The sequence below is a fragment of the Oerskovia sp. NPDC057915 genome (assembly GCF_042887685.1).
Classification (GTDB): domain Bacteria; phylum Actinomycetota; class Actinomycetes; order Actinomycetales; family Cellulomonadaceae; genus Oerskovia.
Genome location: NZ_JBHVOS010000025.1, coordinates 1 through 24065, shown reverse-complemented (window position 1 = coordinate 24065; position 24065 = coordinate 1). Strand labels below are relative to the sequence as shown.

Sequence of the window (24065 nt, the reverse complement as noted above, 5' to 3'; positions counted from 1 at the left end):
CGTCGCTCGGCCCGGCAGGCAGGCCCGTCGGCGCTGGTAGCGTCGGCGTGTCGGCCGCGTCGGGCGCGCGTCGGGACTGCACCGGCAGTCCGCTCGGCGGCCGCCCGGCGGCACCTCGTCGGCCGTCGCACCGTCCCCCTCGTCTGGAGCCACGCGTGAAGATCCTCGTCCCCGGCACGATCGCCCTCGACCTCACCCCGGGCCCCACGGCCCCGGCGGACCGGGACACCTCACCGGGCGACGTCTCGACGGACGACGGCTCGACCGGCGACGCCTCACCGGGCCGGGACGACCGGGAGGCTCCGGTCGAGGTCGTCGGGTACGACGCCGCCGCTCCCCTGCCCGCGGAGCACCGCGACGCCGAGGTCCTCGTCGCGTGGGCCAACTCGCCCGAGAACCTCGCCGACGCCGCAGCCCACCTCCCCCGGCTCCGCTGGGTGCAGACGCTCGCCGCCGGTCCGGACGCGATCCTCGCGGCGGGCTTCGCGCCCGAGGTGGTCGTGACGAACGGCCGGTCGCTGCACGACGGTCCCGTGGCCGAGCACGCCCTCGCCCTCACGCTGGCCGCGGTCCGTCGTCTGGACCGCCTGGGGGCCGCTCAGCGCGAGCGCCGCTGGGACTCCGCGATGGTCGACGAGCAGGCCGACCCGGCGACGGGCGGGCGCTTCACGCTGCACGGCGCGCGCGTCACGATCTGGGGCTTCGGGTCGATCGCGGCCGCGCTCGCACCTCTCTACGCGGCGCTGGGGGCGCACGTCACGGGAGTCGCGAGCTCGGCGGGCGAACGGCACGGCTTCCCCGTCGTGACCGACGAGGACCTGCCACGCGTCCTGGCGACGACCGACGTCCTGGTCTCGCTGCTGCCTGCCGTCCCGGCCACCCGCCACGCGTTCGACGCCGCACTCATCGACGCGCTCCCGGACCACGCGGTGTTCGTCAACGTGGGCCGGGGTGCCACGGTCGACGAGGGCGCCCTGGTCGCCGCGCTGCGCGAGGGCCGGCTGGGAGGAGCAGCCCTGGACGTGACGGAGACCGAGCCGCTCCCGCCCGGCTCCCCGCTCTGGGACGCCCCGCGCACGATCGTCACGCCGCACGTCGCGGGCGGGCGCCCGCAGGGAGCGTCGGCGTTGGTCCGGGAGAACCTGGCGAACCTGCGCGCGGGTCGTCCGCTGCGCAACGTGGTCCCGCGCGGCTGAGCGCCCGCCGCACGGGCGCCTACCAGCGAGCGTTCCGCGGCACCTTCTGGCAGACGGGGCACGTGTACGACGACCGGTTCATGAACTCGTCGCGCCGCACGAGCGCCCCGCAGCGCGTGCACTCCTCGCCCTCGCGGCCGTACACCGCGAGCGAGCGCGAGAAGTACCCGGACTGGCCGTTGACGTTGACGTACAGCTCGTCGAAGCTGGTACCGCCCTGGGCGAGGGCTTCTCGCATGACCTCCTCGGCGGCGTCGAGCACGCGGTGCGCCTCGGCCAGGCGCAGGGTGTCGGTGGGGCGCGCGTAGTGGAGGCCGGCGCGCCACAGCGCCTCGTCGGCGTAGATGTTGCCCACGCCGGACACGAGGCGCTGGTCGAGCAGGGCTCGCTTGATGCCCGTCCGACGACGACGGACCGCCTTCGCGAGGTCGTCGCGCCGCAGCGCGGGGTCGAGCAGGTCGCGGGCGATGTGGGCGGCAGGCTCGGGGATCTCCGTGAGGTCCGAGCCCCAGCCACCGGGGCCGCCGTCGGGGGTGGGTGCGAGGTCCGTGACCGACAGGTGCCCGAACGTGCGCTGGTCCACGAAGTCGAGGGTCCGCGGCGTCCCGGGCTCGCCGGCGAGCGCGGACAGCTCGAGCCGGACGCGCAGGTGCGGCACCTTGTCGACCGCGGCGGCGCCCGAGCGGACCAGGAGCTGGCCGCTCATGCCCAGGTGCGCCATGAGCGCGGTGACGTGCGCGCCTGCGGGCGCTGCGCCGTCGGGCAGGGGGCTGCGACCCGGGACGGCGGCAGGTGGCTGCGACAGCAGGAGCCACAGGTACTTGCCGCGGCGGACCGCGGCGCCCACCTGCTGGCCGACGAGCTGGCCGCGGAAGCTCTCGGGGCCGCCCTCGTGACGGCGGACCGAGTAGTCGCGCAGGACCTCGACGCCCGTGACGACCCGGCCCGTGACGTGACGGGCGAGGCCGTCGCGGACGGTCTCGACCTCGGGGAGCTCAGGCAACGGTCCCGTGCGCCCCGTCGGCCGGCTCGCCCGGAGAGGCGGCCGGCGCGGCCGCAGCGGGCAGCGGCAGCTCGACGATCGCCCGGTAGGCCATCTCGGCGGCGTCCTGCTCGGCGTACTTCTTGGCCGAACCGTTGCCGGTCCCGTAGACGACGCCGTCGAGCGAGACCTCGGACGTGAACGTGCGTGCGTGGTCGGGCCCGTCGCCCTGGCTCGCGTACGCGGGGGCGCCGAGGTTCCGTGCGGCGGCCGCCTCCTGGAGCGAGGTCTTCCAGTCAAGTCCCGCACCCAGGTCCGCGGCGACGGCGAGCGTCGGGTCCACGAGACGGTGCACCAGGTCGCGGGCGACCTCGAGACCGTGGCTGAGGTAGGTCGCACCGATGAGGGCCTCGACGGTGTCCGACAGGATCGAGTCCTTGTCGTTGCCGCGCGTGCGCACCTCGCCCTTGCCGAGCAGGATGTACCCGCCGAGCCCCAGGGTGCGCGCGATCGCGGCGAGGGACTTCTGCGAGACGGTGGCGGCGCGCATCTTGGCGAGCTCGCCCTCGGGGAGGTCGGGGTGGCGGCGGTACAGCGCCTCGGTCACGACCAGGCCCAGGACCGCGTCGCCGAGGAACTCGAGGCGCTCGTTGGTCGGGATCCCGCCGTGCTCGTGCGCGAAGGAACGGTGCGTCAGTGCAAGCACGAGAAGCTCGGGATCCAGGTGGATCCCGAGCCTCTCGAGAAGACCGGCGGCCGCGGGGGCGTCCGGCGTCACGCTATTCAGCCTGCGTGCTCGGTGCGCAGCGCCTCGACGTACTGACGGCTCTTGTAGGTGCCGCAGGTCGGGCACGCAGCGTGCGACAGCTTGTCGCCCTTGCACTGCGGGCAGGTCGTGAGGTTCGCGGCGGTGGTCTTCCACTGCGAACGACGCGCACGGGTGTTGCTGCGCGACATCTTGCGCTTCGGAACAGCCACGGCTAGCTCTCTTTCGTCTCGTCGGACACGCTCGGATCCTCGAGCATGCTCTGTAGTGCCGACCACCGGGGATCGACAATGTCGTGCGAGTGATCAGGATCCTCTGCCAGACGTGCTCCGCACTCGGAGCACAGGCCCTGGCAATCGGGCTGACACAACGGTCTGAATGGTAGTGCAGTGACGACGGAATCCCGAAGCGCGGGCTCGAGATCGATCAGGTCGCCCTCGAGCTCGTACACCTCGTCCTCGTCGTCACCGGACTCTGCCGCGGCCTTCGCACGCTCGGGATACACGAACAGCTCCTGGATGTCCGCGACGACGTCAGCCGTCACCGGTTCCAAGCACCGCACGCATTCCCCGACCGCCTGGGCCTGAGCAGTCCCCGTCACCAGCACACCGTCCATCACCGACTCGAGCCGGACGTCCAGCTCGAGGTCGGTGCCTTCAGGGATGCCGATCACGACGGTTCCGAGGTCGGCCGGGGCCTTGACCGAGCGAGTCACCTCACGCATCGATCCGGGACGCCGACCGAGCTCGTACGTGTCGAGCACAAGAGGCGAGCGCGAGTCGAGAGTGATGGGTTCCTCCACAGGGTTTCGGCGACCCCAGCGGGCCACCAGTGTTCAAGGTCACAGCGCACACGTCCGTCCCGCGAGAACTCGGGGGATGGACGAGCGTCCTCGGTCCCAGCCGATGACAGGCAGGACCAACGGACTATCTTACGGCATCACGGAACTGCCGTCGAACCTCGCGAGCTGCCCGGGTTCCGGCCGGTCAGACGCCGTCCGCCTGCCCCTGGTAGTCCCCGATCCGCTGCGCGAGCTTGGCGCGCCCCGCGTGCACCTGCGCCATGATCTTGCCGAGGTCCACCTCGAACTCCGCGAGGCGACGGTCGCAGTAGTCGTCTGCGTCGACGCGCAGCTCCGCGGCGGTCCGCTCGGCCTCCTCGACGATCGCCCGGGCGCGGGACTCGGCCTGGACCGCGACCTGCTCCTTCTGGACGAGCTCGATCGCCCGGGCGCGCGCCGTGTTGAGGATGTCCTCGGCCTGCCTGTTCGCGTCCGCCAGGACGGCGTCGGCCTCGGCCAGGACCTCGTCCGCGTGCGCGAGCTGCTCGGGCAGCGCCTGGCGCATCTCGTCGACGAGGGCCAGGGCGTCGGCCTTGTGCACGAGGACCGAGGACGACATGGGCATCGCCCGCGCGTTCTCGACGAGGAGAGCCAGGTCGTCGAGGATCACGTGGAGACCGGCCTCGGTCTGCGCCTCGTCCTCGGTCTGCCCGAGAGGGTGGTCGTTCATCGGCCTGTTCCTTCCGTGGTGGGGGTGCCCTGCTGCGCCGGTCCGTCGGCACGGGCCGCACGGGCGGCGCGGTCCGCGAGCGCCTGGCGCACGAGGTCGCCGACGCCCGCGGGCACCAGGTCGTCGACCGGACCGCCGAAGCGGGCCACGTCCTTCACGAGCGAGGACGCGATGTGGGCGAGGGCGGGGTCGCCCGGGACGAACACCGTCTCGACGCCCACGAGGTGGCGGTTCATGAGGGCCATGGGCAGCTCGGCGTCGAAGTCCGCACCGCCCCGCAGCCCCTTGACGACGGCCACCGCGCCGACGTCGCGGCAGAAGTCCACGAGGAGACCGGGCACGATCTCGACACGGACGTCCTCGAGACCCGGGCTCACGGCGAGCGCCGCGCGAGCGATCTCGACACGCTGCTCGGCGCTCAGCAGAGCGGACTTGGAGGAGTTGCGGGCGACCCCCAGGACCACCTCGTCGAACAGCGACCGCGCTCGGCGGACGATGTCGAGGTGGCCGAGGGTGAGGGGGTCGAACGACCCCGGGCAGACGGCGATGGTCACCTCGCCACGGTAGTACACGCCCGCCGGGAATCCGGGCAGGTCAGGGCGCTCGGGCAACCTGCGGGGGGCCGATGCCGGGCCGGTGTCGGGCCGGCGCCGGGCCGGTGCCTGGCCGGGACGACGGCCCGACCGGGCCCCGCTCGACCGTCCTGCGCGGGAGCCACGGGCGCGGCAGGATGGGGCCATGCCTCCCGCGTCCAGCCCTGTCGTCGTCCCCCTGCGCTCCGTCGAGCAGCTCACGCAGCTCTACCGGGACGTGCTCAGCCCGTCGTTCCCGCCTGCCGAGCTCGTCTCGCTCGACTCGTTCCTCGCCGACCACGCGGCAGGTCACCTGGAGTCGTTGGGCGTCGTCGAGGTGCCCGACGGCGCCGCTCCCCCAGCCGCTCCGGCCGCGGTGGGCTCGGGGCCGGGCGGGGCGGGCACCGGGTCTGACGGGGTGGGCGCCGGGCCTGGCGGGCCCGACGGGGTGAGCACCGTGCCGGGCGCGACCGGCTCGGAGCCGACCGGCCGCGTGGTGGCGGGCGTCGTCGGGTCCTGGTCGGCCGAGGCACGCGTCCTGCTGGTGCAGTACCTGGCGATCGCCCCGGGACGCCGCGGAGGTGGCATCGGCGCCGCGCTGCTCGGGGCAGCGGTCTCCGCGTGGCTGACGAACCTGCGTCCGGTCATGGTGCTCGGAGAGGTCGAGCACCCGCGCTTCCATGCCGCGAGCGAGGCGCACGGCGACCCCGAGGCACGGCTGCGGTTCTACGCCCGCCACGGCGGACGCGTGCTCGCGGTGCCGTACTTCCAGCCGGGCAACGAGCCCGGGGCCGAGCGGGTCCCGGCCCTGCTGCTCATGACCCTCGCGACCGAGGCCCCGGAGGCGACGAGCGTCCCTGCCGCGCCGCTGCGCACGTTCCTGCGGGAGTACTTCGAGGGCAGCGAGGGGTCCCTGGCCGACGACGCCCCGACCCGCGCCCTGCTCGACGCCTTGTCGGGCGACAGGGTCGCGCTGCTCGGGGTCGACGAGCTGGACCGGGTGCCCGTCGGGCTGCTCGACGGGTCCTCGCTGCGGGCGCCCGCTGCGGGCTGAGCCCGTCCGTCCGCGAGACGGGTGGCTCGGACCGAGACGGGTGCTGCGGACCGTGGCGGGTGGTTCGGACCGTGGCGGGAGACCCGTCTCGGACCGAAGCACCCGTCTGGTGCCGTGAGCGGTGCCAGGCGGCCCCAGGTCAGGAGGCGTCGGCCTGCGGCTCCTCGGCCGTCGCGGGGCCCGCGTAGTACACCGCGGTCTCGCCGTAGTCCTTGCGGGCGAGCAGCTCCCACCCGGTCGGCCAGGTCTGCTCGGGGCTGCGCGTCGACCGCTCGACCACGACGACCGCGTCCTCGACCAGCGCCGACGTTGCCGCGAGCTGGCGCAGGAGCTCGGCGACCACGGCCTCCGACACGTCGTAGGGCGGGTCGATGAAGACGACGTCCCACGTGGTCGACGGGGGCGACTGGACGAACCGCTCGGCCTTGTCCTGGACGACCTGCACGTTCGTCAGGCCGAGGGTCTTCACGTTGGCCCGGCAGACCTCGGCCGCGACGCGGGCGGCGTCGACGAGCACGACCTTCTGCGCACCGCGCGAGGCGGCCTCGAGGCCCAGCGCGCCGGACCCCGCGTACAGGTCGAGGACGTAGGCGCCGTCGAGGACCCCGTAGTGCTCGAGCCGCGAGAAGATCGCCTCACGTACCCGGTCGCTGGTGGGACGCGTCCCCTTGGGGGGTACCTGCAGGCTGCGTCCGCCGACCGTCCCGGCCACGATCCTCGTCATGCGGACAGCCTAGTTCGCGCTCCCGTCGCCCTGTGCGTCCCCCGGCGTCGACGGTGGCACCCTCGGCGGCCCAGTACGTCACCCTCGGCGGGTGGAACCGTCACCCTCGGCGGGTGGAACCGTCACCCTCGGCGGGTGGAACCGTCACCCTCGGCGGCCCGGCACGTCACCCTCGGCGGGTGGAACCGTCACCCTCGGCCAGCAGGACCGTCACGCGCGTTCCAGGAACTCCTCGCGTTCGGGGTCGAGCTGGCTGGCGATCGCGGCCCGCAGCTCGGGATGCTGCTCGAGGTCGGGGTCGGCCGCGACGACCTCGGCGGCGTCGGCGCGCGCCTGCTCGATCACCGCGACGTCCTTGACGACGCGCAGCAACCGCAGCGAGCTCGCCCTGCCGGACTGGGCCGCGCCCAGCACGTCGCCCTCGCTGCGGAGCTCGAGGTCCACGGTCGCGAGCCGGAACCCGTCGGTCGTCTCGGCCATGGTCTCGACGCGCACGGCTGCGGGCGTCCCGGGCTCGACGGTCGAGACCAGCAGGCACAGCCCCGGTGCGGACCCACGGCCCACGCGACCGCGGAGCTGGTGCAGCTGCGAGAGGCCGAACCGGTCGGCGTCGAACACGACCATGACGGTGGCGTCGGGGACGTCCACGCCGACCTCGACCACGGTCGTGGAGACCAGCACCTGGACGGCCCCGGACGCGAAGTCGGCCATGACCTTCTCCTTGTCCGCGGGCGCCATCTGCCCGTGCAGGATCCCGACGGCGAGCCCCCGCAGGGCCGGCACGCTCGCGAGCTCCTCGGCGACCTCGAGCACGGCGCGCAGCGGCGGACGGTCCGACCCGGCGCCGCCCTGTCCGTCGAGGTCGAGGAAGTCGGGCACCTCGTCGAAGTCGTCGGTCCGGGTCTTCCTCCTCGAGGCGGCGCCTGCGCCCGCAGGTGCGCCCGCGCCGTCGACGCCCGGGTCCGCCGCTGGCTCGTCGGGGTGGATCCGCGCGCACACCACGTAGGCGCGGTGCCCGGCGTCGACCTCCTCGCGCACCCGCTGCCACGTCCGGTGCATCCAGGCCTCGTTGTCCGCGGGGACGACGTGCGTCGTGATGCCCGCGCGGCCTGCCGGGATCTCGGTGAGGGACGACGTCTCGAGGTCGCCGAACACCGTCATGGCGACCGTGCGCGGGATGGGTGTCGCGGTCATGACGAGCAGGTGGGGGCTGGTGCGGGCCTTGGCGCGCAGCGCGTCGCGCTGCTCGACGCCGAACCGGTGCTGCTCGTCGACGACGACGAGCCCGAGGTCCGCGAACTGCACGTTCTCGCTCAGCAGCGCATGGGTCCCGACGACGATCCCGGCCCGGCCGCTCGCGGCGTCGAGCAGCGCGCCCTTCTTGGCGGCGGCCCCCATCGACCCGGTGAGGAGCGCGACGCGCGTGCCGTGGTCGGCGCCGCCCAGCATGCCCTCCTCCGCGAGCGGTCCCAGCAGGGTCCGCAGGGTGCGGGCGTGCTGCGAGGCGAGCACCTCGGTGGGGGCCAGCAGCGCGGCCTGCCCTCCGGCGTCGACCACCTGGAGCATCGCGCGCAGCGCGACGACGGTCTTCCCCGAGCCGACCTCGCCCTGGAGCAGGCGCTGCATGGGCCGCGAGCGCGCGAGCTCGCCCGAGATCTCCTCGCCGATCTCGCGCTGGCCCGCCGTGAGCGTGAACGGCAGCGACGCGTCGAAGTCCGCGAGCGCGCTGGGCTCGCCCGGTGCGCGCAGCGGCCGCGCCGTCGCCTCCTCGGCCTCTGCCCGCGCGCGCCGTTGGGCGAGCGCGGCCTGGAGGACGAATGCCTCCTCGTAGCGCAGCCGGTCCCGGCCGTGCTGCCACTGGCGCGTGTCGAAGGGCTCGTGGACGTCCTTGAGCGCCGCGTGCCGGGACCCGAAGCCCCGGGCCTCGCGCACGGCGGGCGGCAGAGGGTCGGGCACCTCGTCCTCGGTCAGCGGGTCGAGGACCTGCCGGACGGCCTTCTGGATGCGCCAGCTCGGGATCGAGGCGCTCGCCGGGTAGAGCGGGATGGGGCGGCGCGCCTCGATGAGGGCGGCCTCCTCATCATCGGCGTCGACGCCGATGATGAGGTAGTCCGGGTGCGTGAGCTGGCGGGACCCCCGGTAGGCGCTCACCACGCCCGTGAACAGGCCCGTGCGGCCGGGCTGGAGCCGGCTCTCGTGCGTGCGCAGCGCACCGGTGCCCTTGGCGAAGAACGTCAGCGAGAGCCGGTGGACGCCGTCGGTCACCTCGGCCTGGAGCATGGCGCCGCCGCGCGAGCGCATGGCGCGCACGGTCGCCTGGACGACCCTGGCCATTATCGTGACGTGCTCACCCAGCACCAGTCCACCGAGGTCGGTGAGCCTGCCCGGGTCGCCGTACCTGCGCGGGTAGTGCCCCAGCAGGTCGCCCGTGGTCTCGAGGCCCAGCTTGGCGAGGGCGCCCGCCGAGCGCGGCCCGAGCACCGTGGCGAGGGGTTCGGCGAAGCGGTCGACGGGTCCGGTCACCAGGTCGCCCGCGAGGCGGCGGGTGCCGGTCAGGTGGTCCGCGTCCGCCCCGGGGGCGGTGGCACGAGGGTCGCTGCTCATTCTGCTCCCAGCTCCAGGTCGGCGTGGTCGCGCCCGGAGCCGAGGACGACGACCTCGATGCCCGGGACGCGCTGGCGGGCGATGCCCGCGACGACGTCGATCACGACAGGGTCGACCCGGCGCCCGGGCAGGACGGTCAGCACCTCGTCGTCGTCCCGGAGGAGGCCTTCGAGCGCGGGCCGCACGAGCGCTCCGTCCGCGGGGACCTGGACGGCCCGGACGTCGTCGAGGGTCTCCCGCATGAGGGAGACGACGTCGTCGGCCGAGCCCAGGGTCGCTGCCGCGAGCGCGGCCACGACGTGCAGGTCGGTGGGGGCGTCGAGCACCTCGATGCCCCGCAGGTCGCCCGTGCCCGGTCCGACCAGACGGCCTGCCTCGCGGGCCACGTCGGCCGCGGCCTGGCTCCCGGGCAGGACGGCGACGCGGCGCGCTCCGGCGTCCACGGCCACGCGCAGCACCTCGCCCGGGGTCGGCGCACGGTCGGTCACGAGGAGGACGACGGCACCGCTGCGGGCCAGGTCCGGCACGAGGCCGGGGGCCGAGGTGATCGCGACGACGCCGTGCTCGGGGACCTCCTCGGGAGTCGGGGCCGTGTGCCCGTGCAGCCCACGTGCCGCGACCTGCGTCGCGAGGTGCCGGACGCACACCTGGCGCAGCCGGGCGTCGCCGGCCGCGGTGCGGGCGGCCTGCACGGCGCGCGCGGGGTCGTCGGTGTGCACGTGGGCCTGCCAGACGCCCTCCCCCACGACGACGACCGAGTCGCCGACCTGCGCGAGGGCTGCGCGCAGCGCGTCGGCGAGCGGCGTCGTGGGGACCGGGGTGCCTGTGCCGTCGGTGCCGTCGACCACGAGCATGACCTCGAACTCGCCGTCTATCCCGACGGGCGTGTGCTCGGCGGGCACCCCACCGGATGCCGGCCCGACGACGTCGCTCCCCTGCGCGACTGCGCTCGCCGCGGGGGCAGCACCCGCCGCGGGACCTCCTCCTGACGTGACATCGATCACGTCGCCGCTGCCGGCCCCGCTCGTCATGGAGGCCATGCTGCCGTCGGCCACCGACACAGGACGGTCCGGGCCGATGCCGTCGTCGGCAGGGTCGCCGCCTGCACCGTCGTCGGCCCCCAGCGCCCGGCACAGCGCGCCGAGGACGAGCACGAGCCCGAACGCTCCGGCGTCGAGCACCCCCGCACGGGACAGGACGGCGAGCTCCCGGGGGCTGCGCAGCATGGCCTCGCGCGCTCCTGTGCGCGCCGCGAGCACGACGCCGCCCAGGTCCGCTCCGGCGTCCGCCGCGGCGCGGGCCGCGACGGCGGCCCCGTCGGCCGCGGTGAGGATCGTGCCGGGGACCGGGACGGCGACGGCCGCGTAGGACGAGCGCGCCGCCGCCTCGAGGCGGGTCGCGACCCGCAGGGACCCCACGGGCTCGTCGGCGACCGTGGTCGCGCCCGCGAAGCCGCGCAGGAACTCGCTGAGGATCACGCCCGAGTTGCCGCGGGCCCCGATCAGGGCGCCCCGCGCGAAGGCGAGCAGCACGGTGTCGACGGGCGCGCCGTCGGGCACCTCGCTCACGGCGCGCGCTCCCTCGGTGACGGTCAGGAAGAGGTTGGTGCCCGTGTCGGCGTCGGCCACGGGGAACACGTTCGCGCGGTCGATGCGCGCCCTGGCCTCGCCGAGCGTCCGGACCGTCTCCGCCACCCACGCCCGCACCACCGCGGGCTCGATGTGCTCCGTGCCGTCCGTCACGCTCGTGGGGCTCCTTCGTCGGGGTCGGGCGCACGGGGGTGCCGAACCCCCGCAGAGCCTGCGATACTTACCGGACCACCGTAGTCCGCCCCGCGCGCTGCACCATGCACGCTCTCGGGTCGGTTTGGGGTGGAGGGCGGCCATCGGCTACCCTATGGAGGTTGCCCGGACAGATCCGGGCGACCACGGACGTTCCCCGGCCTGCGTGCTGGTTCGGAGCGTTCACCCCACAGACCATTCACTACGTCGCCGCTGTCCTTTCGCGGAGGCGTGCACGACGATCAGGAGAAATCGTGGCTGCCAACTGCGAAGTCTGCGGCAAGGGCCCGAGCTTCGGGCACAGCATCTCGCACTCGCACATCCGTACGAAGCGTCGCTGGAACCCGAACATCCAGCGCGTCCGTGCGATCGTCTCGGGTACCCCGAAGCGTCTCAACGTGTGCACCTCGTGCCTGAAGGCCGGCAAGGTCGTCCGTCACGTCTGAGCCTTCCCGCTCGTTCGCCGAAAGCCCGTCAGGACTCGTCCTGGCGGGCTTTCGCGTTCCCGGGGAGCATCCCCGGGCGAACTCCCGTGCCCGACGGCGGCGCTCCCCTGCGGGCGGGGGCCGCGGTGCGCGGGGTCGTCGAGGGCGACGGCCGCGTCAGTCGGCGCGACGCTGCCGGGGCCTGGCCCGGAAGTGCGCCCGCTCGCCCTGGGGGCCGTGCAGGACGAGCAGCTCGACCGGGTGCTCGTCGGCGTTGAGGACGGCGTGCGGGGTGCGCGTGTCGAACTCGGCGGCCTCGCCCTCGCCCAGCACCAGGTCGTGCTCGCCGAGCAGGAGCCGCAGCCGCCCGCCCAGCACGTAGAGCCACTCGTAGCCCTCGTGCACCTTGGTCTCCGGCAGGACGTCCGAGGCCCGTCCGTGCAGGACCTGCTTGTAGGCCTGGACCCCGCCGGGCCGGCGGGACAGCGGGAGGATCGTCGAGTCGCCCCGCTTGACCGGCCGCGCGTGGATGCGCGGGTCCCCCGTGGGCGGGGCGCCGACGAGCTCGTCGAGCGGGACCTCGTGCTCGCGGGCGAGCGGCAGCAGGAGCTCGAGCGTGGGGCGACGCCCGCCCGACTCCAGGCGGGACAGGGTGCTCACGGAGATGCCCGTGCGGTCGGAGAGCTCGACGAGGGTCAGCTGCCGCTGCCGGCGCAGCGCGCGCAACCGGGGGCCGACGGCCTCGAGGGCTGCTGCGAACGGGTCGTCCTCTGGTGCGTCCATGCACCCGAGTTTGCCACTCCGGCAACAGGAATTGCCACCTTCGACTCCACGCACCGATGCTCGTCGAGGAGGTGGTCCCCATGACCCGCACGAGCACGACACCCGCCACGGGTGAGATCACGCACACCGACAGCACGTCCGGCGTCCACGACGTGATCGTCGTCGGGGGTGGCGCCGCAGGGCTGAGCGGAGCCCTGACGCTCGCCCGCGCCCGACGCAGCGTGCTCGTGGTCGACGCGGGGCGCCCCCGCAACGCCCCGGCCGCGCACATGCACGGCTACCTGTCGCGCGACGGCGAGGAACCCGCGGGCCTCCTGGCCGCCGGACGCGGCGAGGTCACGGCGTACGGCGGACGCGTCACGCAGGGCACGGTCGAGACCGCCGCCCGGCTGGCGGACGGCACGTTCGAGGTCCGGCTCACGGACGGCCGGGACCTGCGCGCCCGCCGGCTGCTCGTCACCACGGGCCTCGTCGACGAGCTGCCCGCGGTCCCCGGGGTCGCCGAGCGCTGGGGCAAGGACGTCCTGCACTGCCCGTACTGCCACGGCTGGGAGGTGCGCGACCAGGCCGTGGGCATCCTCGCCACGAGCCCGATGGCGCTGCACCAGGCCCAGATGTGGCGCCAGTGGACCGACGACGTGACGCTCTTCCTCCACGGGTCGCCCTCGCCCGACGCGACGACCCTCGCCGCGCTCGACGCGCGGGGCATCACGCTGGTCGACGGTGTGGTCGAGTCGCTCGACGTCCAGGACGGTGGGCTGGTCGGTGTGCGCCTCGAGTCCGGCGACGTGGTGCCGTGCGCCGCGCTCGTCGTCGCGCCCCGCTTCACCGCCCGGTCCGCGGTCCTGGAGTCGTTGGGGATCGAGACCGCGGAGCAGGTCGTCGACGGCACGGTGGTCGGGACGTACGTGCCCGCCGACCCGACGGGGGCGACCGCGCTGCCCGGGGTCCACGTCGCGGGCAACGTCACGAACCTGATGGCGCAGGTCGTCGGCGCGGCCGCCGCCGGCGTCCAGGTCGCCGCCGCGATCAACGGTGGGCTGATCGCCGACGACGTCCGACGAGCGGTCGCGGGGCACCCTGCCGACACCCGGCAGGCGTCCGCCGACAAAGGCTGAGAGGATCGGTGGACGACGGGCCGCGAGGGGCGACGCCGACGGCCCGCTCCCCCTCGTCGAAGCCGACAACACATCCCCTTGGGGAGATTTGCTGAAGATCTGGACAAAAAGGGTTGGCGAATCTCCACGGAAGTGGCAGGATTTGGTCATGGTGACGGAACTCAACGAGGTAACGATCCGCACGGCGACACCGCAGGACGCGGCGTCGATCGCTCAGGTGCACATCGCCTCCTGGCGTGGGGCCTACGCCGGGATCGTCCCCGACGAGTACCTGGCCTCGCTCGACCACGACCAGCGGGAGTCCGCCTGGACCACGAACCTCACGAGCTCGGGGGCGGACATCCTGCTCGCCGAGGCCGACGGGCGCGCCCTCGGCTTCGCCAGCATCGGGCCGGCCCGCGACGAGGACGCCGACGACGGCGACCTCGAGATCTACGCCATCTACCTCGACCCCGAGGCCTGGGGCCGTGGGGTGGCCCGCGACCTGATGCGGACCATGCTCGGCAAGGTCCCCCCGCGCACCCCCGTCTCCCTGTGGGTGCTCAAGGACAACGACCGTGCCCAGCACTTCTACCGCCGCCACGGGTTCGCCCCGGACGGTGTCGAGCGGCGCGACGACATCGGCGGCCGTGACCTGACCCAGGTGCGGTACCGCCGCAGGTCCTGACGCCGGCGCCCACATCCTCCTGTCGAGGGGGTCACCCGCGAGGGTGGCCCCCTCGACCGTCGTCCGAGGGCCTCAGCCCCGGAAGTGGTCCCACCCGACGCCGTGCGCTCGGGGCGCGGCCCCGTCGACCGTGACCGCCGGACGCGCGTCCTGCCCGGGGTGCCCCGCGGCCACGACCCGCCCGACCGCCCGGAAGGGTTCGGGGAGGACCGTCCCCACCGGGAAGGTCGCGAGCAGCCCGTGGTCCTCGCCGCCCGTCAGGACCCAGTCGCGAGCCAGCGCGGCCCGGTCCCCCGACCCTGCGACGTCCTCCGCGGCCGACGGCCACTCCCCGGCCGGACGTCGCCCCGTCACCGAGCTCACGGCGGACGCCGCACGAGCGAGCCGGTCGAGGTCCGCCGCGAACGCGTCGAGGCCCAGGTCGATCCCGACACCGCTCGCGCGGGCGACACGGCCCGCGTCCCGCAGCAGCCCGTCGGACAGGTCGAGCATCGAGGTCGCTCCTGCGTCGGCCGCCGCAGGCCCCGCGGCGAGGGGCGGCTCGGGCCGCAGGTACGCGTCGACCAGCTCGCGGTCCACGTCCCCCAGGTCCTGATCGAGCAGGGCGAGCCCCGCGGCGGACCAGCCCCTGCGCCCGGCGTGCGCGACGACGTCGGACACCTGGGCACCCGACCGCAGGACCGGCGCCCGCCCGCCCAGGTCCCCGTGGACGGTGACCGCGACGACCACGTCGTCACCGCTCGACAGGTCTCCCCCGACGACGGCCGCGCCGCTCGGCGCGCACGCCGCGGCGAGGCCGCGTGCGAGGCCCGTGACCCACTCGACCGGCAGGTGCCCCGGGACCACGAGCGAGACCACGAGCGACGTGGGCCGCGCCCCCATCGCCGCGACGTCGGCCAGGTTCTGCATCGCGGCTCGCCACCCGACGTCGTACCCCGTGGACCACTCCGCGCGGAAGTGGCGGCGCTCGACCAGGACGTCCGTCGAGACGACGAACCGCCCGTCGGGCGCGCTGACCACCGCCGAGTCGTCGCCCGGCCCGACGAGCGTCGCCTCGCCCGTCGGCAGGAGCGGGAAGATCGCCGCGAGCAGCTCCTCCTCCGAGGTCTCGCGCACCAGGGTCGGGTTCTCGTTCGGATCGGTCACGGCGCCACCTTACGCGGGACCGGCACGCCCGCCGGAGCAGCTACCGTTGGAGGGTGCTGAACGCCCCCCGTACCCCTGCCCGACGCCGGACGCTCGCCGGGATCCTGCTGGTCGCCGTCACCGCGGGCCTCGGCGCCTGCGCACCGACCATCGGCGTCCCGGTCGCCGACGACGCCGCGAACCCGAAGTGCGCCGAGGTCGTCCTCGCGGTCCCCGACGAGCTCGCCGGCCTCCCCAAGATCAAGACCGACAGCCAGGCGACCGCCGCCTGGGGCGAGCCCGGAGCAGCCGTGACGCTGCGCTGCGGCGTCACCCCGCCCGAGCCCACCACGGCCGGGTGCATGGGCGTGCCGAGCAACGCAGGCAGCGTCGACTGGATCGTCACCGACGACGGCAAGGACACCTGGACGTTCGTGACGTACGGCCGCGACCCCGCGGTCGAGGTCCAGCTCCCCCCGGCCGTCAGCACGAGCCGCACCTCGTCGTTCGTCTCGGACCTCAACCGGGCGGTGTCCAAGGTCGAGCAGACGCGCTACTGCCTGTGAGTCCCGCGGCCCGTCCGGGCGCCGTGCCGGGCGCGGCGCCCGGACGGGACCGCGCCCAGCGCACGCCGGTCTGACCTAGCGCAGCCCGGTCGGGCGCTGGAGCGCGAGCTGGATGAGCTCGTCGATCAGCTCCGGGTACGTGATCCCGGACTTCTCCCACATACGGGGGTACATCGAGAACGGCGTGAAGCCCGGCATCGTGTTGATCTCGTTGACGATGACCTGACCGTCGGTCGTCACGAAGACGTCGACGCGCGAGAGCCCCTCGGCGCCCACGGCCTCGAACGTGCGGACCGCGACGTCGCGGACCTCGTCGACGAGGTGCGGCGGAAGGTCGGCCGGGCAGCTCAGCTCGACGCCCGCCTCGTCGAGGTACTTGGCCTCGAAGTCGTAGAAGCCGTGGTGCGCGTCGGTCACGACGATCTCGCCGGGCAGCGACGCCCGCGGGCGCTCGCCCTCACGACCGCCGAGGACCGCGCACTCGATCTCGCGCCCCACGACCCCGGCCTCGACCAGGACCTTGGGGTCGTGGCGGCGGGCCTCCGCGATCGCCGCGGGCAGGTCCGCGAGGTCGTCGACCTTGGTGATCCCGAGGCTCGACCCCGCACGGGCCGGCTTGACGAACACGGGCAGGCCCAGGCCCGCGACGGTCTCGGTCCAGGCGGCCGGGTTGCGGTCCCACTCCCCCGGACGGATGACCGTGTACGGCGCGATGGGCAGCCCCTGGCCCGCGAGCACGAGCTTCATGAACTGCTTGTCCATGCCCACGGCCGACGCGAGCACGCCTGGACCCACGTAGGGGACGTCGGCGAGCTCGAGCAGGCCTTGGAGCGTGCCGTCCTCGCCGAAGGGACCGTGGAGCAGCGGGAAGACGACGTCGACCTCGCCCAGCTCGCGCGGGAACTGGCCCGGCTCCAGGACCCGGAGCTCGCGCTGACCCACCGCGAGCGGCAGCAGCACCTCGCCGCCCGTCGCCGTGACCTCCGGCAGGTTGCCGGGCGTGATCTCCCAGCGCTCGGGCTCGTCGGCCGCGAGGACCCACTGCCCGGCCTTGGTGATCCCGACGGGGATGACCTCGTAGCGCTCGCGGTCGATCGCGCGCATCACGCCACCCGCGGTGGCGCACGAGATGACGTGCTCGCCGGAGCGTCCGCCGAAGAGGATGAGGACGCGCGTCTTGCGCGCGGGAGCACTGGGTTCTGGCTGGCTGGACATCGCCGACGACCCTACCGGAACCGCGCTCGACAGCGTGAACAGGAGCACGCGGGCAGGGTGCCCGGGAGGTGGAGGAGCGGTGGTAGAACGGGGGCATGACCTCTCCGCTGCTGACCGACGACCTGCTCGACCGCATCCGCTCGCGCGCCGCGACCTACGACCGGGAGAACACGTTCTTCACCGAGGACCTCGAGGAGCTGACCGCGGCCGGCTACCTCACGGCGTTCGTGCCCGCCGCGATGGGTGGTCCGGGTCTGGGCCTGCGCGACGTCGCGCACGAGCAGATCCGCCTCGCGGGCGCCGCGCCCGCGACGGCGCTCGCCGTGAACATGCACCACGTGTGGACCGGCGTCGCCCGCTACCTGTACGAGCGCGGGGACCACTCGCTCGACTTCGTCCTGGAGGAGGCCGCGCGCGGCGAGGTCTTCGCGTTCGGCTACTCCGAGCCGGGCAACGACCTGGTGCTGTTCGGGTCAAGGACGCAGGCCCGTCCCGACGGTGAGGGCGGGTACTCGTTCCACGGCCGGAAGATCTTCACGTCCCTGTCTCCCGCCTGGACGCGGCTGGGGGTGCTCGGGATCGAGACGGCCACCGACGACGGCCCCTCGCTCGAGGGCGACCCGCGCCTCGTGCACGCGTTCGTGACGCGCGAGGGCGGCGGGGTCGACGTGCTCGACGACTGGGACACGGTCGGCATGCGCGCGAGCCAGAGCCGCACGACCCTGCTCGTGGGCGCGCACGCCCCGGCCGACCGGGTCGTGCGTCGCCTGGCCCCCGGGCCCTCGACCGACCCGCTCGTGCTCGCGATCTTCACGACGTTCGAGGTCCTCCTCGCGTCGGTGTACACGGGCATCGGCAAGCGGGCGCTCGAGCTCGCGGTCGAGAACGCGCACCGGCGGACCTCGATGAAGAACGGCGGCAGGCCGCTCTCCCAGGACCCCGACATCCGCTGGCGGGTCGCCGACGCAGGCATCGCGATGGACGGGATCTACCCGCAGATCGACCAGATCGCGGGAGAGATCGACGCCCTCGTGGACCGGGGTGCGGGCTGGTTCACGGCCGTCGCGGGCCTCAAGGTGCGGGCCACCGAGACCGCGCGCGTCGTCGTCGACCAGGCGATCCGGGTGTCCGGTGGGTCGTCGTACTTCGCGTCCTCCGAGCTCGGGAGGCTCTACCGCGACGTGCTCGCCGGGATCTTCCACCCGTCCGACGACGAGTCCGCGCACTCGACGTTCGCGAGCGCGCTGCTCGGGCCGGTCGAGGACTGACGGAGGCTGAGGTCGCGTCGAGTGTGCAGTTCGGGTCGTCCCGGCACGGCTGGCGACAACCAGAACTGCACACTCGACGCACCACCCCCCGTCTCCCCCTGCGGTTGCCCGCGGCACCCACCCTGCGGCCAGGCGTAATCTCACCCCCATGACGACCGAGCCCACCGTCCACCGCTCCCCGCTGTCCCCCGCCACGATCGCGGTCGCTGCCGGGCGCCCGCCGCGCGAGCAGGGCGGGCCGGTCAACCCGCCCGTGGTCCTGTCCTCGACGTACGTGTCGCGCGGCGTGCAGCAGCCGGGCGAGCTCCTCTACACCCGCATGGACACCGAGACGTGGCACCCGTTCGAGGAAGCCCTGGCCACCCTGGAGGGCGCCACGGAGCCCGGCATCGTGTTCAGCAGCGGCATGGCCGCGATCGCGGCGGTCTTCTCGTTCGTCCCGGCGGGCGGCAAGGTCGTCCTGCCCCGGCACGCTTACCAGGTCACTCTGGGGTTCGCGGACGACCTCGCGGCCCGCCACGGGGTCGAGGTCGTCCGGGTCGACGTCGCCGACACCGACCAGGTGCTCGCCGCGATCGTCGGCGCGGACCTGCTCCTGGTCGAGTCACCGACCAACCCCATGCTCGAGGTCGCCGACCTCCCCGTGCTCCTGGCCGCGGCGCGCGACCAGGGCGTGCTCACGGCGGTCGACAACACCTTCGCGACCCCGCTCGGGCAGCAGCCCCTCACCCTGGGCGCGGACGTCGTCGTGCACTCGGTCACGAAGTACCTCGCGGGACACTCCGACGTCGTGCTCGGGGCCGTCGTGACGAACGACCCGGGCGTGGCCGCGACGGTGCGCGCGTACCGGACCCTGCACGGCGCGATCGCCGGGCCGTGGGAGGTGTGGCTCGCGCTGCGCGGGCTGCGCACCCTCGCTCTGCGCGTCGAGCGCTCCCAGGCGAACGCCGCCGAGATCGCCCGGCGCCTCGCGGTGCACCCGCTCGTCGAGGAGGTCCACCACCCGAGCCTGCCGACCGATCCTGGTCACGAGCGCGCGGCCCGCACCATGACCGGCTTCGGCGCGATCCTCGGGCTGCGCCCCCAGGGCGGCCGCGAGGCCGCCGACGCGCTCGTCGAGGCCGTCGAGCTCTGGGTCCCCGCGACGAGCCTCGGAGGCGTCGAGTCGAGCCTCGAGCGGCGACGCCGGTTCGCGACCGAGTCGCACACGGTCCCCGAGGACCTGCTGCGCCTGAGCGTCGGCATCGAGGACGTCGAGGACCTGTGGGCGGACCTCGACCAGGCCCTGCGCGCGGCGGTCCGCGGCTAGCGGCCGACAGGCGGCGCGACGGTCCGCGGCTCGGTCCCCTGCGGTTCGGTGGTCCGCGGCTCGGTCCCCTCCGACCCAGCGGGACGTGGCTCGTACGCGTCCGCGCTGAAGACGACGACGCCCGACTCGAGGTCCACGTCGATCGGGGGCGCGGTGGACGGCGCCTGCGCGATGTCGAGCCGCTGACGCTCCTTCTCCTCGGTCAGGTGGACCCTGCTCGGCTGGAAGACGTCGACGAGCTCCCCGAACGCACCGGCTCCGGCGCTCTCACCCGCCCCTCGCCCGTCCCCGGTCCGCCGGTCCCGGGAGCGCCCGCTCACCATGCGCTCGATCGCGACGACCGCGACGATCACGAGCACGACGACGAAGAAGAGCGGCCCGCCCGCACTGCTGATCCATGGCATGCAGCCACCGTAGGGCCGACGGGCTCACGCTGTCGCCCCTCGTGCGAGGGAGGATCGCTCGTCGGCGCCGGAGGCGGCGGCTGCGTGGTCGGCTCAGCGCCCCGACGTCACGCCCTCGGACTTCTGGGGCCGCGCGAGCAGCCCGCGCGCCATGTCGTCGACGGGCATGCCCTCGTGCAGGACGGCGACGACGCCGGCCGTGATGGGCATGTCGACGCCCACCTTCTGCGCGAGCTCGAGCACCGACCGGCAGGACTTGACGCCCTCCGCGGTGCCCCCGGTCGCAGCGACGGCCTCGTCGAGGCTCATGCCGCGGCCGATGTGCTTGCCGAGCGTGTGGTTGCGCGACAGGGGGGACGTGCAGGTCGCGACCAGGTCGCCCATGCCGGCGAGCCCGGAGAACGTCTCGGCGTCGGCTCCGAGCGCGAGCCCGAGCCGGGTGATCTCGACGAGCCCGCGCGTGATGACGGTGGCCGTCGTGTTGTACCCGAACCCTCGGCCCTGGGCGATGCCCACGGCGAGCGCGATGACGTTCTTCACGGCCCCGCAGAGCTCGACGCCCACGACGTCGGAGTTCGTGTACGGGCGGAAGTACGACGACGAGCAGGCGGCCGCGACGAAGCGCGCGGTCTCCTCGTTCGTGGCCGAGACGACGGTCGCGGTCGGCTGGTGCTCGGCGATCTCGCGTGCGAGGTTCGGTCCGGACACGACCGCGACCCGGTCGAGCGGCAGGTCCCACACCTCGGCGACGACCTCGCTCATCCGGCGGTCGGTGCTGAGCTCGACGCCCTTCATGAGCGAGACCGCGACGACGCCCTCCGCGAGGTGCTCACGCAGCGGCGCGAGCGTCGCCCGGGCGCTCTGCGACGGGATCGCGACCACGACGAGCTGCGCCCCGGCGAGGGCCTCGGCCGCGTCGGTCGTGGCCGTGAGCCCTGCGGGCAGGTCGATGCCGGGCAGGTACGCGGAGTTGCGGCGGGTCGAGCCGATGTCGGCCGCGACGTCGGCGTTGCGGCCCCAGAGGCGGACCTCGCAGCCGGCGTCGGCCAGGACGGCGGCGAACGTCGTGCCCCAGGCCCCCGACCCCAGGACGGTCGCGATGATCTGCTGGTCGCTCACTTGCGCTCCTCCGAGCCGGGGTTCTTGCGGACGTCGAAGCGCTCGGCGGGGGCCTTCTCGCCGCGGATGTCCTCGAGGAGACCCGTGATGGCGTCCATGATGCGGTCGGTGGCCTCGCGCAGGGTCGCGGTGTCGACGGGACGCTCGTAGAGGTCCGACAGGTCGACCGGCGGCCCCGCGTGCACGGCGACGTTCTTGGGCGGGAACGGCCGGAAGCGCTTGCTGTAGCGGGGCAGGAGGTCCTGCATGCCCCACTGCGCGATGGGCACCACGGGCATGCGGCTCGCGAGGGCGAGGCGTGCGGCGCCGGTCTTGCCGACCATGGGCCACAGGTCGGGGTCGCGGGTGAGCGTGCCCTCGGGGAAGACCGCGACGCACTCGCCCAGCGCGAGCTGGTCGACGGCCACGCTGACCGACGACGCGGCGCCCACGGTGTTGCGCTGGACGGGGATCATGCCCGTGCGGTTCAGGAGACCACCGAGGAGCGGGACCTTCCACAGCGACGCCTTGGCGAGGATCTTGGGCGCCCGACCGTTGTCGTACAGGAAGTGGGCGAACGTCAGCGGGTCGATGTTCGACATGTGGTTGCCCGCAGCGATGAACCCGCCCGTGGCAGGGATGTTCTCCTCGCCCCGCCAGTCACGGCGGGTGATCGTGAACATGAGTGGTCGCACGATGAGCGCGACGAAGCGGTACGCGCGGCTGTCAGGATGAGCTTTCGGCACGGTCACCGAGCCTACCGGGCCGCGTGCCGTCGTCGGGCCCGACGGCGCCGCACGCCCTGGGTGCGCACGCACGACGCCCGGCAGAGGACCACGTCGGCAGCGTCCGGCGCCACCGCCACGACGGCTCAGATCCAGCCGTGGCGGCGCGCCAGGTGGACGGCCTCGTGCCGGTTGGTCGCGCCGAGCTTCGCGGCGGCCGAGGACAGGTAGTTGCGCACCGTGCCCGGGGCGAGCGACGCGCGGGTCGCGATCTCCTCGACGGGGGCTCCCCCGGCGGCGAGCTCCAGTACGTCGGCCTCACGGGGCGTCAGGGGGCTCGCGCCTGCCGCGATGGCCTCGGCCGCGAGCTCGGGGTCGACGTAGCGCCCCCCGGCGTGGACCTGGCGCACGACGTCCGCGAGGACGCGCGACGAGACGGTCTTGGGCAGGAACGCCCCGACGCCTGCCTCGAGCGCCCGCTTGAGGTACCCGGGCCGACCGTGGCTCGTGACGATGACGGCCCGGCACCCCGGCACCTCGTCCGCCAGCGCCCGGGCGACCTCGATCCCGTCGAGGCCGGGCATCTGGAGGTCGAGCACCGCGACGTCGGGGGTGTGCTTGCGTGCGGCCGCGAGCGCCTCGGTCCCGGACGCGGCCTGGACGACGACGTCGAGGTCGTCCTCGAGCGAGAGCAGGGTCGCGAGGGCGTCACGGATGAGGTTCTCGTCGTCGGCGAGCAGGATGCGGATCACGCGGTGGTGCCTTCCTCGGCGGGGCTGGGGGCGGCCGACCCGCGACCCCGGGGGCCGCGCGGCATGCGCGGGACGAGGCTACCCATGCCGGGGCCCGGGAGCGGGACGCTGGCCGTGAGCCGGAACACGGGAGGGGCGAGATGGGTCTCGAGGCGACCACCGGTCTCGGCGAGCCGCTCGCCCAGGCCGATCAGGCCGGAGCCGCTGGGGCTCCCCGGGCTGGTCGTGGTGCGGTCGAGGTCGGGGACGCCGTCGTTCGTGACGGTGAGCACCGCCTCGCCGCGGTCGACGCGCAGCGTGATCTCGCACCGCGCGGCGTCCGAGTGCCGGACCACGTTCGTCACGGCCTCGCGCACGACCCACGCGAGCGCCTCCTGCGTGGCCAGGGGCAGGGCGGCCTCGTGATCGTCGCCGCAGGACTCGATAGTGGTCTCGATGTCGGCAGACCGCAGGACCGAGCGGGCCCCGCTGAGCTCGGCCGGCAGGTCCGTCGCCCGGTACCCGGCGACCACGGCCCGCACCTCGCGCAGCGAGTCCTGCGCGATCTGGCGCACCTCGAGCATCTGCTCGGCGGCTCCCGGGCGACCGCGCGTCGCGAGCTCGGCCGCCAGCTCGCTCTTGACGGCCACGACCGAGAGCGTGCGGCCGAACACGTCGTGCAGGTCGCGCGAGAACCGCAGCCGCTCCTCGGCGACGGCCAGGCGGGCGTGCAGGACGCGGTTGCGCTCCTGCTCCCACACGATCCCCAGCATCCAGACCGACACGCGGTAGGACGCGAACACGCCGACGCACATGATCGCGACGGCGACGCCCTGGCCGACCGCCATGCCCGCGGCCGTCTCGTCGCGGACCGGGGCGACGAGCCAGGCGACGAGCCCCGAGGCCGCCGCGACGCCGAGCGCCCCGAGCGCCAACCACCGGAAGGTCAGGAGCGGCGCGCAGGCGGCGACCGAGAAGCCGGCGGTCGCGGTCACGACCAGGACCGGTGTGTTGCCCAGGAAGATCGACCCGTCCCCCACGGGGTAGGCCGCGACACCGACGACGCTCGTCGCGACCGCCAGGGCCCCCAGGCTGCCGAGCGCCCAGCGGGGCGGCGGCGGACCCCCGAGGAACCGGGTGATCCCGTAGCGGATCACGACGATGCAGGACGCGGTGTGCGCGAGGCTCAGCCCGATCAGCGGGGCGAGCAGCGCGGGGTGCCCCGTCGGTCTCTCCCCGACGATCCAGAGCACCACGTAGAGCTCGAACGTCGCCACCACGTACAGCGACCAGCGCGTGTAGGTGTCGAACCGTTCGGGGTTGGAGCGGCGCGACCACGCGCCGACGAGGGGGTTCCAGCTCACGGGGACCACCCTTTCATGCGCCGGAGCCCACGGTGCCGAGGACGGGGTCGCGGTCGTTCCCGGGCGGGGAACGACCG

Annotated in this window: 25 protein-coding genes; 8 read left to right on the top strand and 17 right to left on the bottom strand. The window is 74.1% G+C overall.

Going from position 1 to position 24065, the window contains the following annotated elements; genetic code table 11:
- Positions 1–155: 155 nt before the first annotated feature.
- Entirely contained in the window at positions 156–1196 is a 1041-nt protein-coding gene (locus tag ACFVQ3_RS15860) for an NAD(P)-dependent oxidoreductase (protein ID WP_387640957.1), read from the top strand.
- Between the two features lie 19 nt (positions 1197–1215).
- Here ACFVQ3_RS15860 and mutM read toward each other — a convergent pair whose 3' ends face one another.
- From mutM to coaD, 6 genes are all read right to left on the bottom strand, one after another.
- Positions 1216–2199: a bifunctional DNA-formamidopyrimidine glycosylase/DNA-(apurinic or apyrimidinic site) lyase gene (gene mutM, locus ACFVQ3_RS15855; protein ID WP_387640954.1), complete on the bottom strand. Its 984-nt coding sequence runs from the start codon at positions 2197–2199 to the stop codon at positions 1216–1218.
- Positions 2192–2956: a ribonuclease III gene (gene rnc / locus ACFVQ3_RS15850; protein WP_387640951.1), complete on the bottom strand. Its 765-nt coding sequence runs from the start codon at positions 2954–2956 to the stop codon at positions 2192–2194. The genes mutM and rnc overlap by 8 nt, the downstream gene beginning before the upstream one ends.
- A gap of 5 nt (positions 2957–2961) precedes the next feature.
- Positions 2962–3156: a 50S ribosomal protein L32 gene (gene rpmF, locus ACFVQ3_RS15845; RefSeq protein ID WP_030150858.1), complete on the bottom strand. Its 195-nt coding sequence runs from the start codon at positions 3154–3156 to the stop codon at positions 2962–2964.
- A gap of 2 nt (positions 3157–3158) precedes the next feature.
- Entirely contained in the window at positions 3159–3746 is a 588-nt protein-coding gene (locus tag ACFVQ3_RS15840) for a DUF177 domain-containing protein (RefSeq protein ID WP_056648462.1), read from the bottom strand.
- A gap of 184 nt (positions 3747–3930) precedes the next feature.
- A complete protein-coding gene (locus tag ACFVQ3_RS15835; RefSeq protein ID WP_387640949.1) occupies positions 3931–4455 on the bottom strand; it encodes a hypothetical protein in 525 nt (174 codons plus the stop codon).
- The gene (coaD, locus tag ACFVQ3_RS15830; protein ID WP_387640946.1) at positions 4452–5009 is read right to left on the bottom strand and encodes a pantetheine-phosphate adenylyltransferase; all 558 of its coding nucleotides are present in this window, start codon (positions 5007–5009) and stop codon (positions 4452–4454) included. The genes ACFVQ3_RS15835 and coaD overlap by 4 nt, the downstream gene beginning before the upstream one ends.
- Before the next feature lie 184 nt (positions 5010–5193).
- Here coaD and ACFVQ3_RS15825 point away from each other — a divergent pair, with 184 nt between their 5' ends.
- A complete protein-coding gene (locus ACFVQ3_RS15825) occupies positions 5194–6081 on the top strand; it encodes a hypothetical protein (RefSeq protein ID WP_387640943.1) in 888 nt (295 codons plus the stop codon).
- 139 nt (positions 6082–6220) lie between these two features.
- On the opposite strand, the gene rsmD is transcribed toward ACFVQ3_RS15825, so the two are convergent.
- From rsmD to ACFVQ3_RS15810, 3 genes are all read right to left on the bottom strand, one after another.
- Positions 6221–6805, bottom strand: coding sequence for a 16S rRNA (guanine(966)-N(2))-methyltransferase RsmD (gene rsmD / locus ACFVQ3_RS15820; protein WP_387640940.1), 585 nt, complete (start codon positions 6803–6805; stop codon positions 6221–6223).
- Between the two features lie 210 nt (positions 6806–7015).
- Positions 7016–9409 carry an ATP-dependent DNA helicase RecG gene (locus ACFVQ3_RS15815; protein ID WP_387640937.1) on the bottom strand — a complete coding sequence of 798 codons (2394 nt, stop codon included), beginning with the start codon at positions 9407–9409 and terminating at the stop codon, positions 7016–7018.
- Complete coding sequence (locus ACFVQ3_RS15810; protein ID WP_387640934.1) at positions 9406–11151, bottom strand: DAK2 domain-containing protein; 1746 nt, start codon at positions 11149–11151, stop codon at positions 9406–9408. The genes ACFVQ3_RS15815 and ACFVQ3_RS15810 overlap by 4 nt, the downstream gene beginning before the upstream one ends.
- A gap of 293 nt (positions 11152–11444) precedes the next feature.
- Between ACFVQ3_RS15810 and rpmB the strand changes: the two genes are divergently transcribed.
- Complete coding sequence (rpmB, locus tag ACFVQ3_RS15805; RefSeq protein ID WP_030150850.1) at positions 11445–11636, top strand: 50S ribosomal protein L28; 192 nt, start codon at positions 11445–11447, stop codon at positions 11634–11636.
- Positions 11637–11792: 156 nt separating this feature from the next.
- Here rpmB and ACFVQ3_RS15800 read toward each other — a convergent pair whose 3' ends face one another.
- Positions 11793–12398: a helix-turn-helix domain-containing protein gene (locus tag ACFVQ3_RS15800; RefSeq protein ID WP_387640930.1), complete on the bottom strand. Its 606-nt coding sequence runs from the start codon at positions 12396–12398 to the stop codon at positions 11793–11795.
- A gap of 80 nt (positions 12399–12478) precedes the next feature.
- Between ACFVQ3_RS15800 and ACFVQ3_RS15795 the strand changes: the two genes are divergently transcribed.
- On the top strand, positions 12479–13516 hold the full coding sequence (locus ACFVQ3_RS15795) for an NAD(P)/FAD-dependent oxidoreductase (RefSeq protein ID WP_387640927.1): 1038 nt from the start codon (positions 12479–12481) through the stop codon (positions 13514–13516).
- Positions 13517–13664: 148 nt separating this feature from the next.
- Positions 13665–14183, top strand: coding sequence for a GNAT family N-acetyltransferase (locus ACFVQ3_RS15790; protein WP_387640924.1), 519 nt, complete (start codon positions 13665–13667; stop codon positions 14181–14183).
- A gap of 72 nt (positions 14184–14255) precedes the next feature.
- Here ACFVQ3_RS15790 and ACFVQ3_RS15785 read toward each other — a convergent pair whose 3' ends face one another.
- A complete protein-coding gene (locus ACFVQ3_RS15785; protein WP_387640922.1) occupies positions 14256–15329 on the bottom strand; it encodes a thiamine-phosphate kinase in 1074 nt (357 codons plus the stop codon).
- 53 nt (positions 15330–15382) lie between these two features.
- Here ACFVQ3_RS15785 and ACFVQ3_RS15780 point away from each other — a divergent pair, with 53 nt between their 5' ends.
- Positions 15383–15874, top strand: coding sequence for a DUF3515 domain-containing protein (locus tag ACFVQ3_RS15780; RefSeq protein WP_387640920.1), 492 nt, complete (start codon positions 15383–15385; stop codon positions 15872–15874).
- Between the two features lie 75 nt (positions 15875–15949).
- Here the strand turns inward: ACFVQ3_RS15780 and ACFVQ3_RS15775 are convergent, their stop codons facing one another.
- Positions 15950–17089: a D-alanine--D-alanine ligase family protein gene (locus ACFVQ3_RS15775; RefSeq protein WP_387640917.1), complete on the bottom strand. Its 1140-nt coding sequence runs from the start codon at positions 17087–17089 to the stop codon at positions 15950–15952.
- A gap of 95 nt (positions 17090–17184) precedes the next feature.
- Here ACFVQ3_RS15775 and ACFVQ3_RS15770 point away from each other — a divergent pair, with 95 nt between their 5' ends.
- Both ACFVQ3_RS15770 and ACFVQ3_RS15765 read left to right on the top strand, forming a co-directional pair.
- Complete coding sequence (locus tag ACFVQ3_RS15770; protein ID WP_387640915.1) at positions 17185–18357, top strand: acyl-CoA dehydrogenase family protein; 1173 nt, start codon at positions 17185–17187, stop codon at positions 18355–18357.
- 148 nt (positions 18358–18505) lie between these two features.
- A complete protein-coding gene (locus ACFVQ3_RS15765) occupies positions 18506–19666 on the top strand; it encodes a trans-sulfuration enzyme family protein (RefSeq protein ID WP_387640913.1) in 1161 nt (386 codons plus the stop codon).
- Here ACFVQ3_RS15765 and ACFVQ3_RS15760 read toward each other — a convergent pair.
- The 5 genes from ACFVQ3_RS15760 to ACFVQ3_RS15740 form a co-directional block, all read right to left on the bottom strand.
- Positions 19663–20070, bottom strand: coding sequence for a DUF6191 domain-containing protein (locus ACFVQ3_RS15760; RefSeq protein ID WP_387640910.1), 408 nt, complete (start codon positions 20068–20070; stop codon positions 19663–19665). The two genes, ACFVQ3_RS15765 and ACFVQ3_RS15760, sit on opposite strands and share 4 nt — an antisense overlap.
- Before the next feature lie 93 nt (positions 20071–20163).
- Positions 20164–21189, bottom strand: coding sequence for an NAD(P)H-dependent glycerol-3-phosphate dehydrogenase (locus ACFVQ3_RS15755; RefSeq protein ID WP_387640908.1), 1026 nt, complete (start codon positions 21187–21189; stop codon positions 20164–20166).
- Positions 21186–21851 (bottom strand): lysophospholipid acyltransferase family protein, encoded by a 666-nt coding sequence (locus tag ACFVQ3_RS15750; RefSeq protein WP_387640906.1) that lies wholly within the window; start codon positions 21849–21851, stop codon positions 21186–21188. The genes ACFVQ3_RS15755 and ACFVQ3_RS15750 overlap by 4 nt, the downstream gene beginning before the upstream one ends.
- Before the next feature lie 188 nt (positions 21852–22039).
- Positions 22040–22645 (bottom strand): response regulator, encoded by a 606-nt coding sequence (locus ACFVQ3_RS15745; RefSeq protein ID WP_387640903.1) that lies wholly within the window; start codon positions 22643–22645, stop codon positions 22040–22042.
- Entirely contained in the window at positions 22642–23988 is a 1347-nt protein-coding gene (locus ACFVQ3_RS15740) for a sensor histidine kinase (RefSeq protein WP_387640900.1), read from the bottom strand. Before ACFVQ3_RS15740 ends, ACFVQ3_RS15745 begins: the two co-directional genes overlap by 4 nt.
- Positions 23989–24065: the final 77 nt, after the last annotated feature.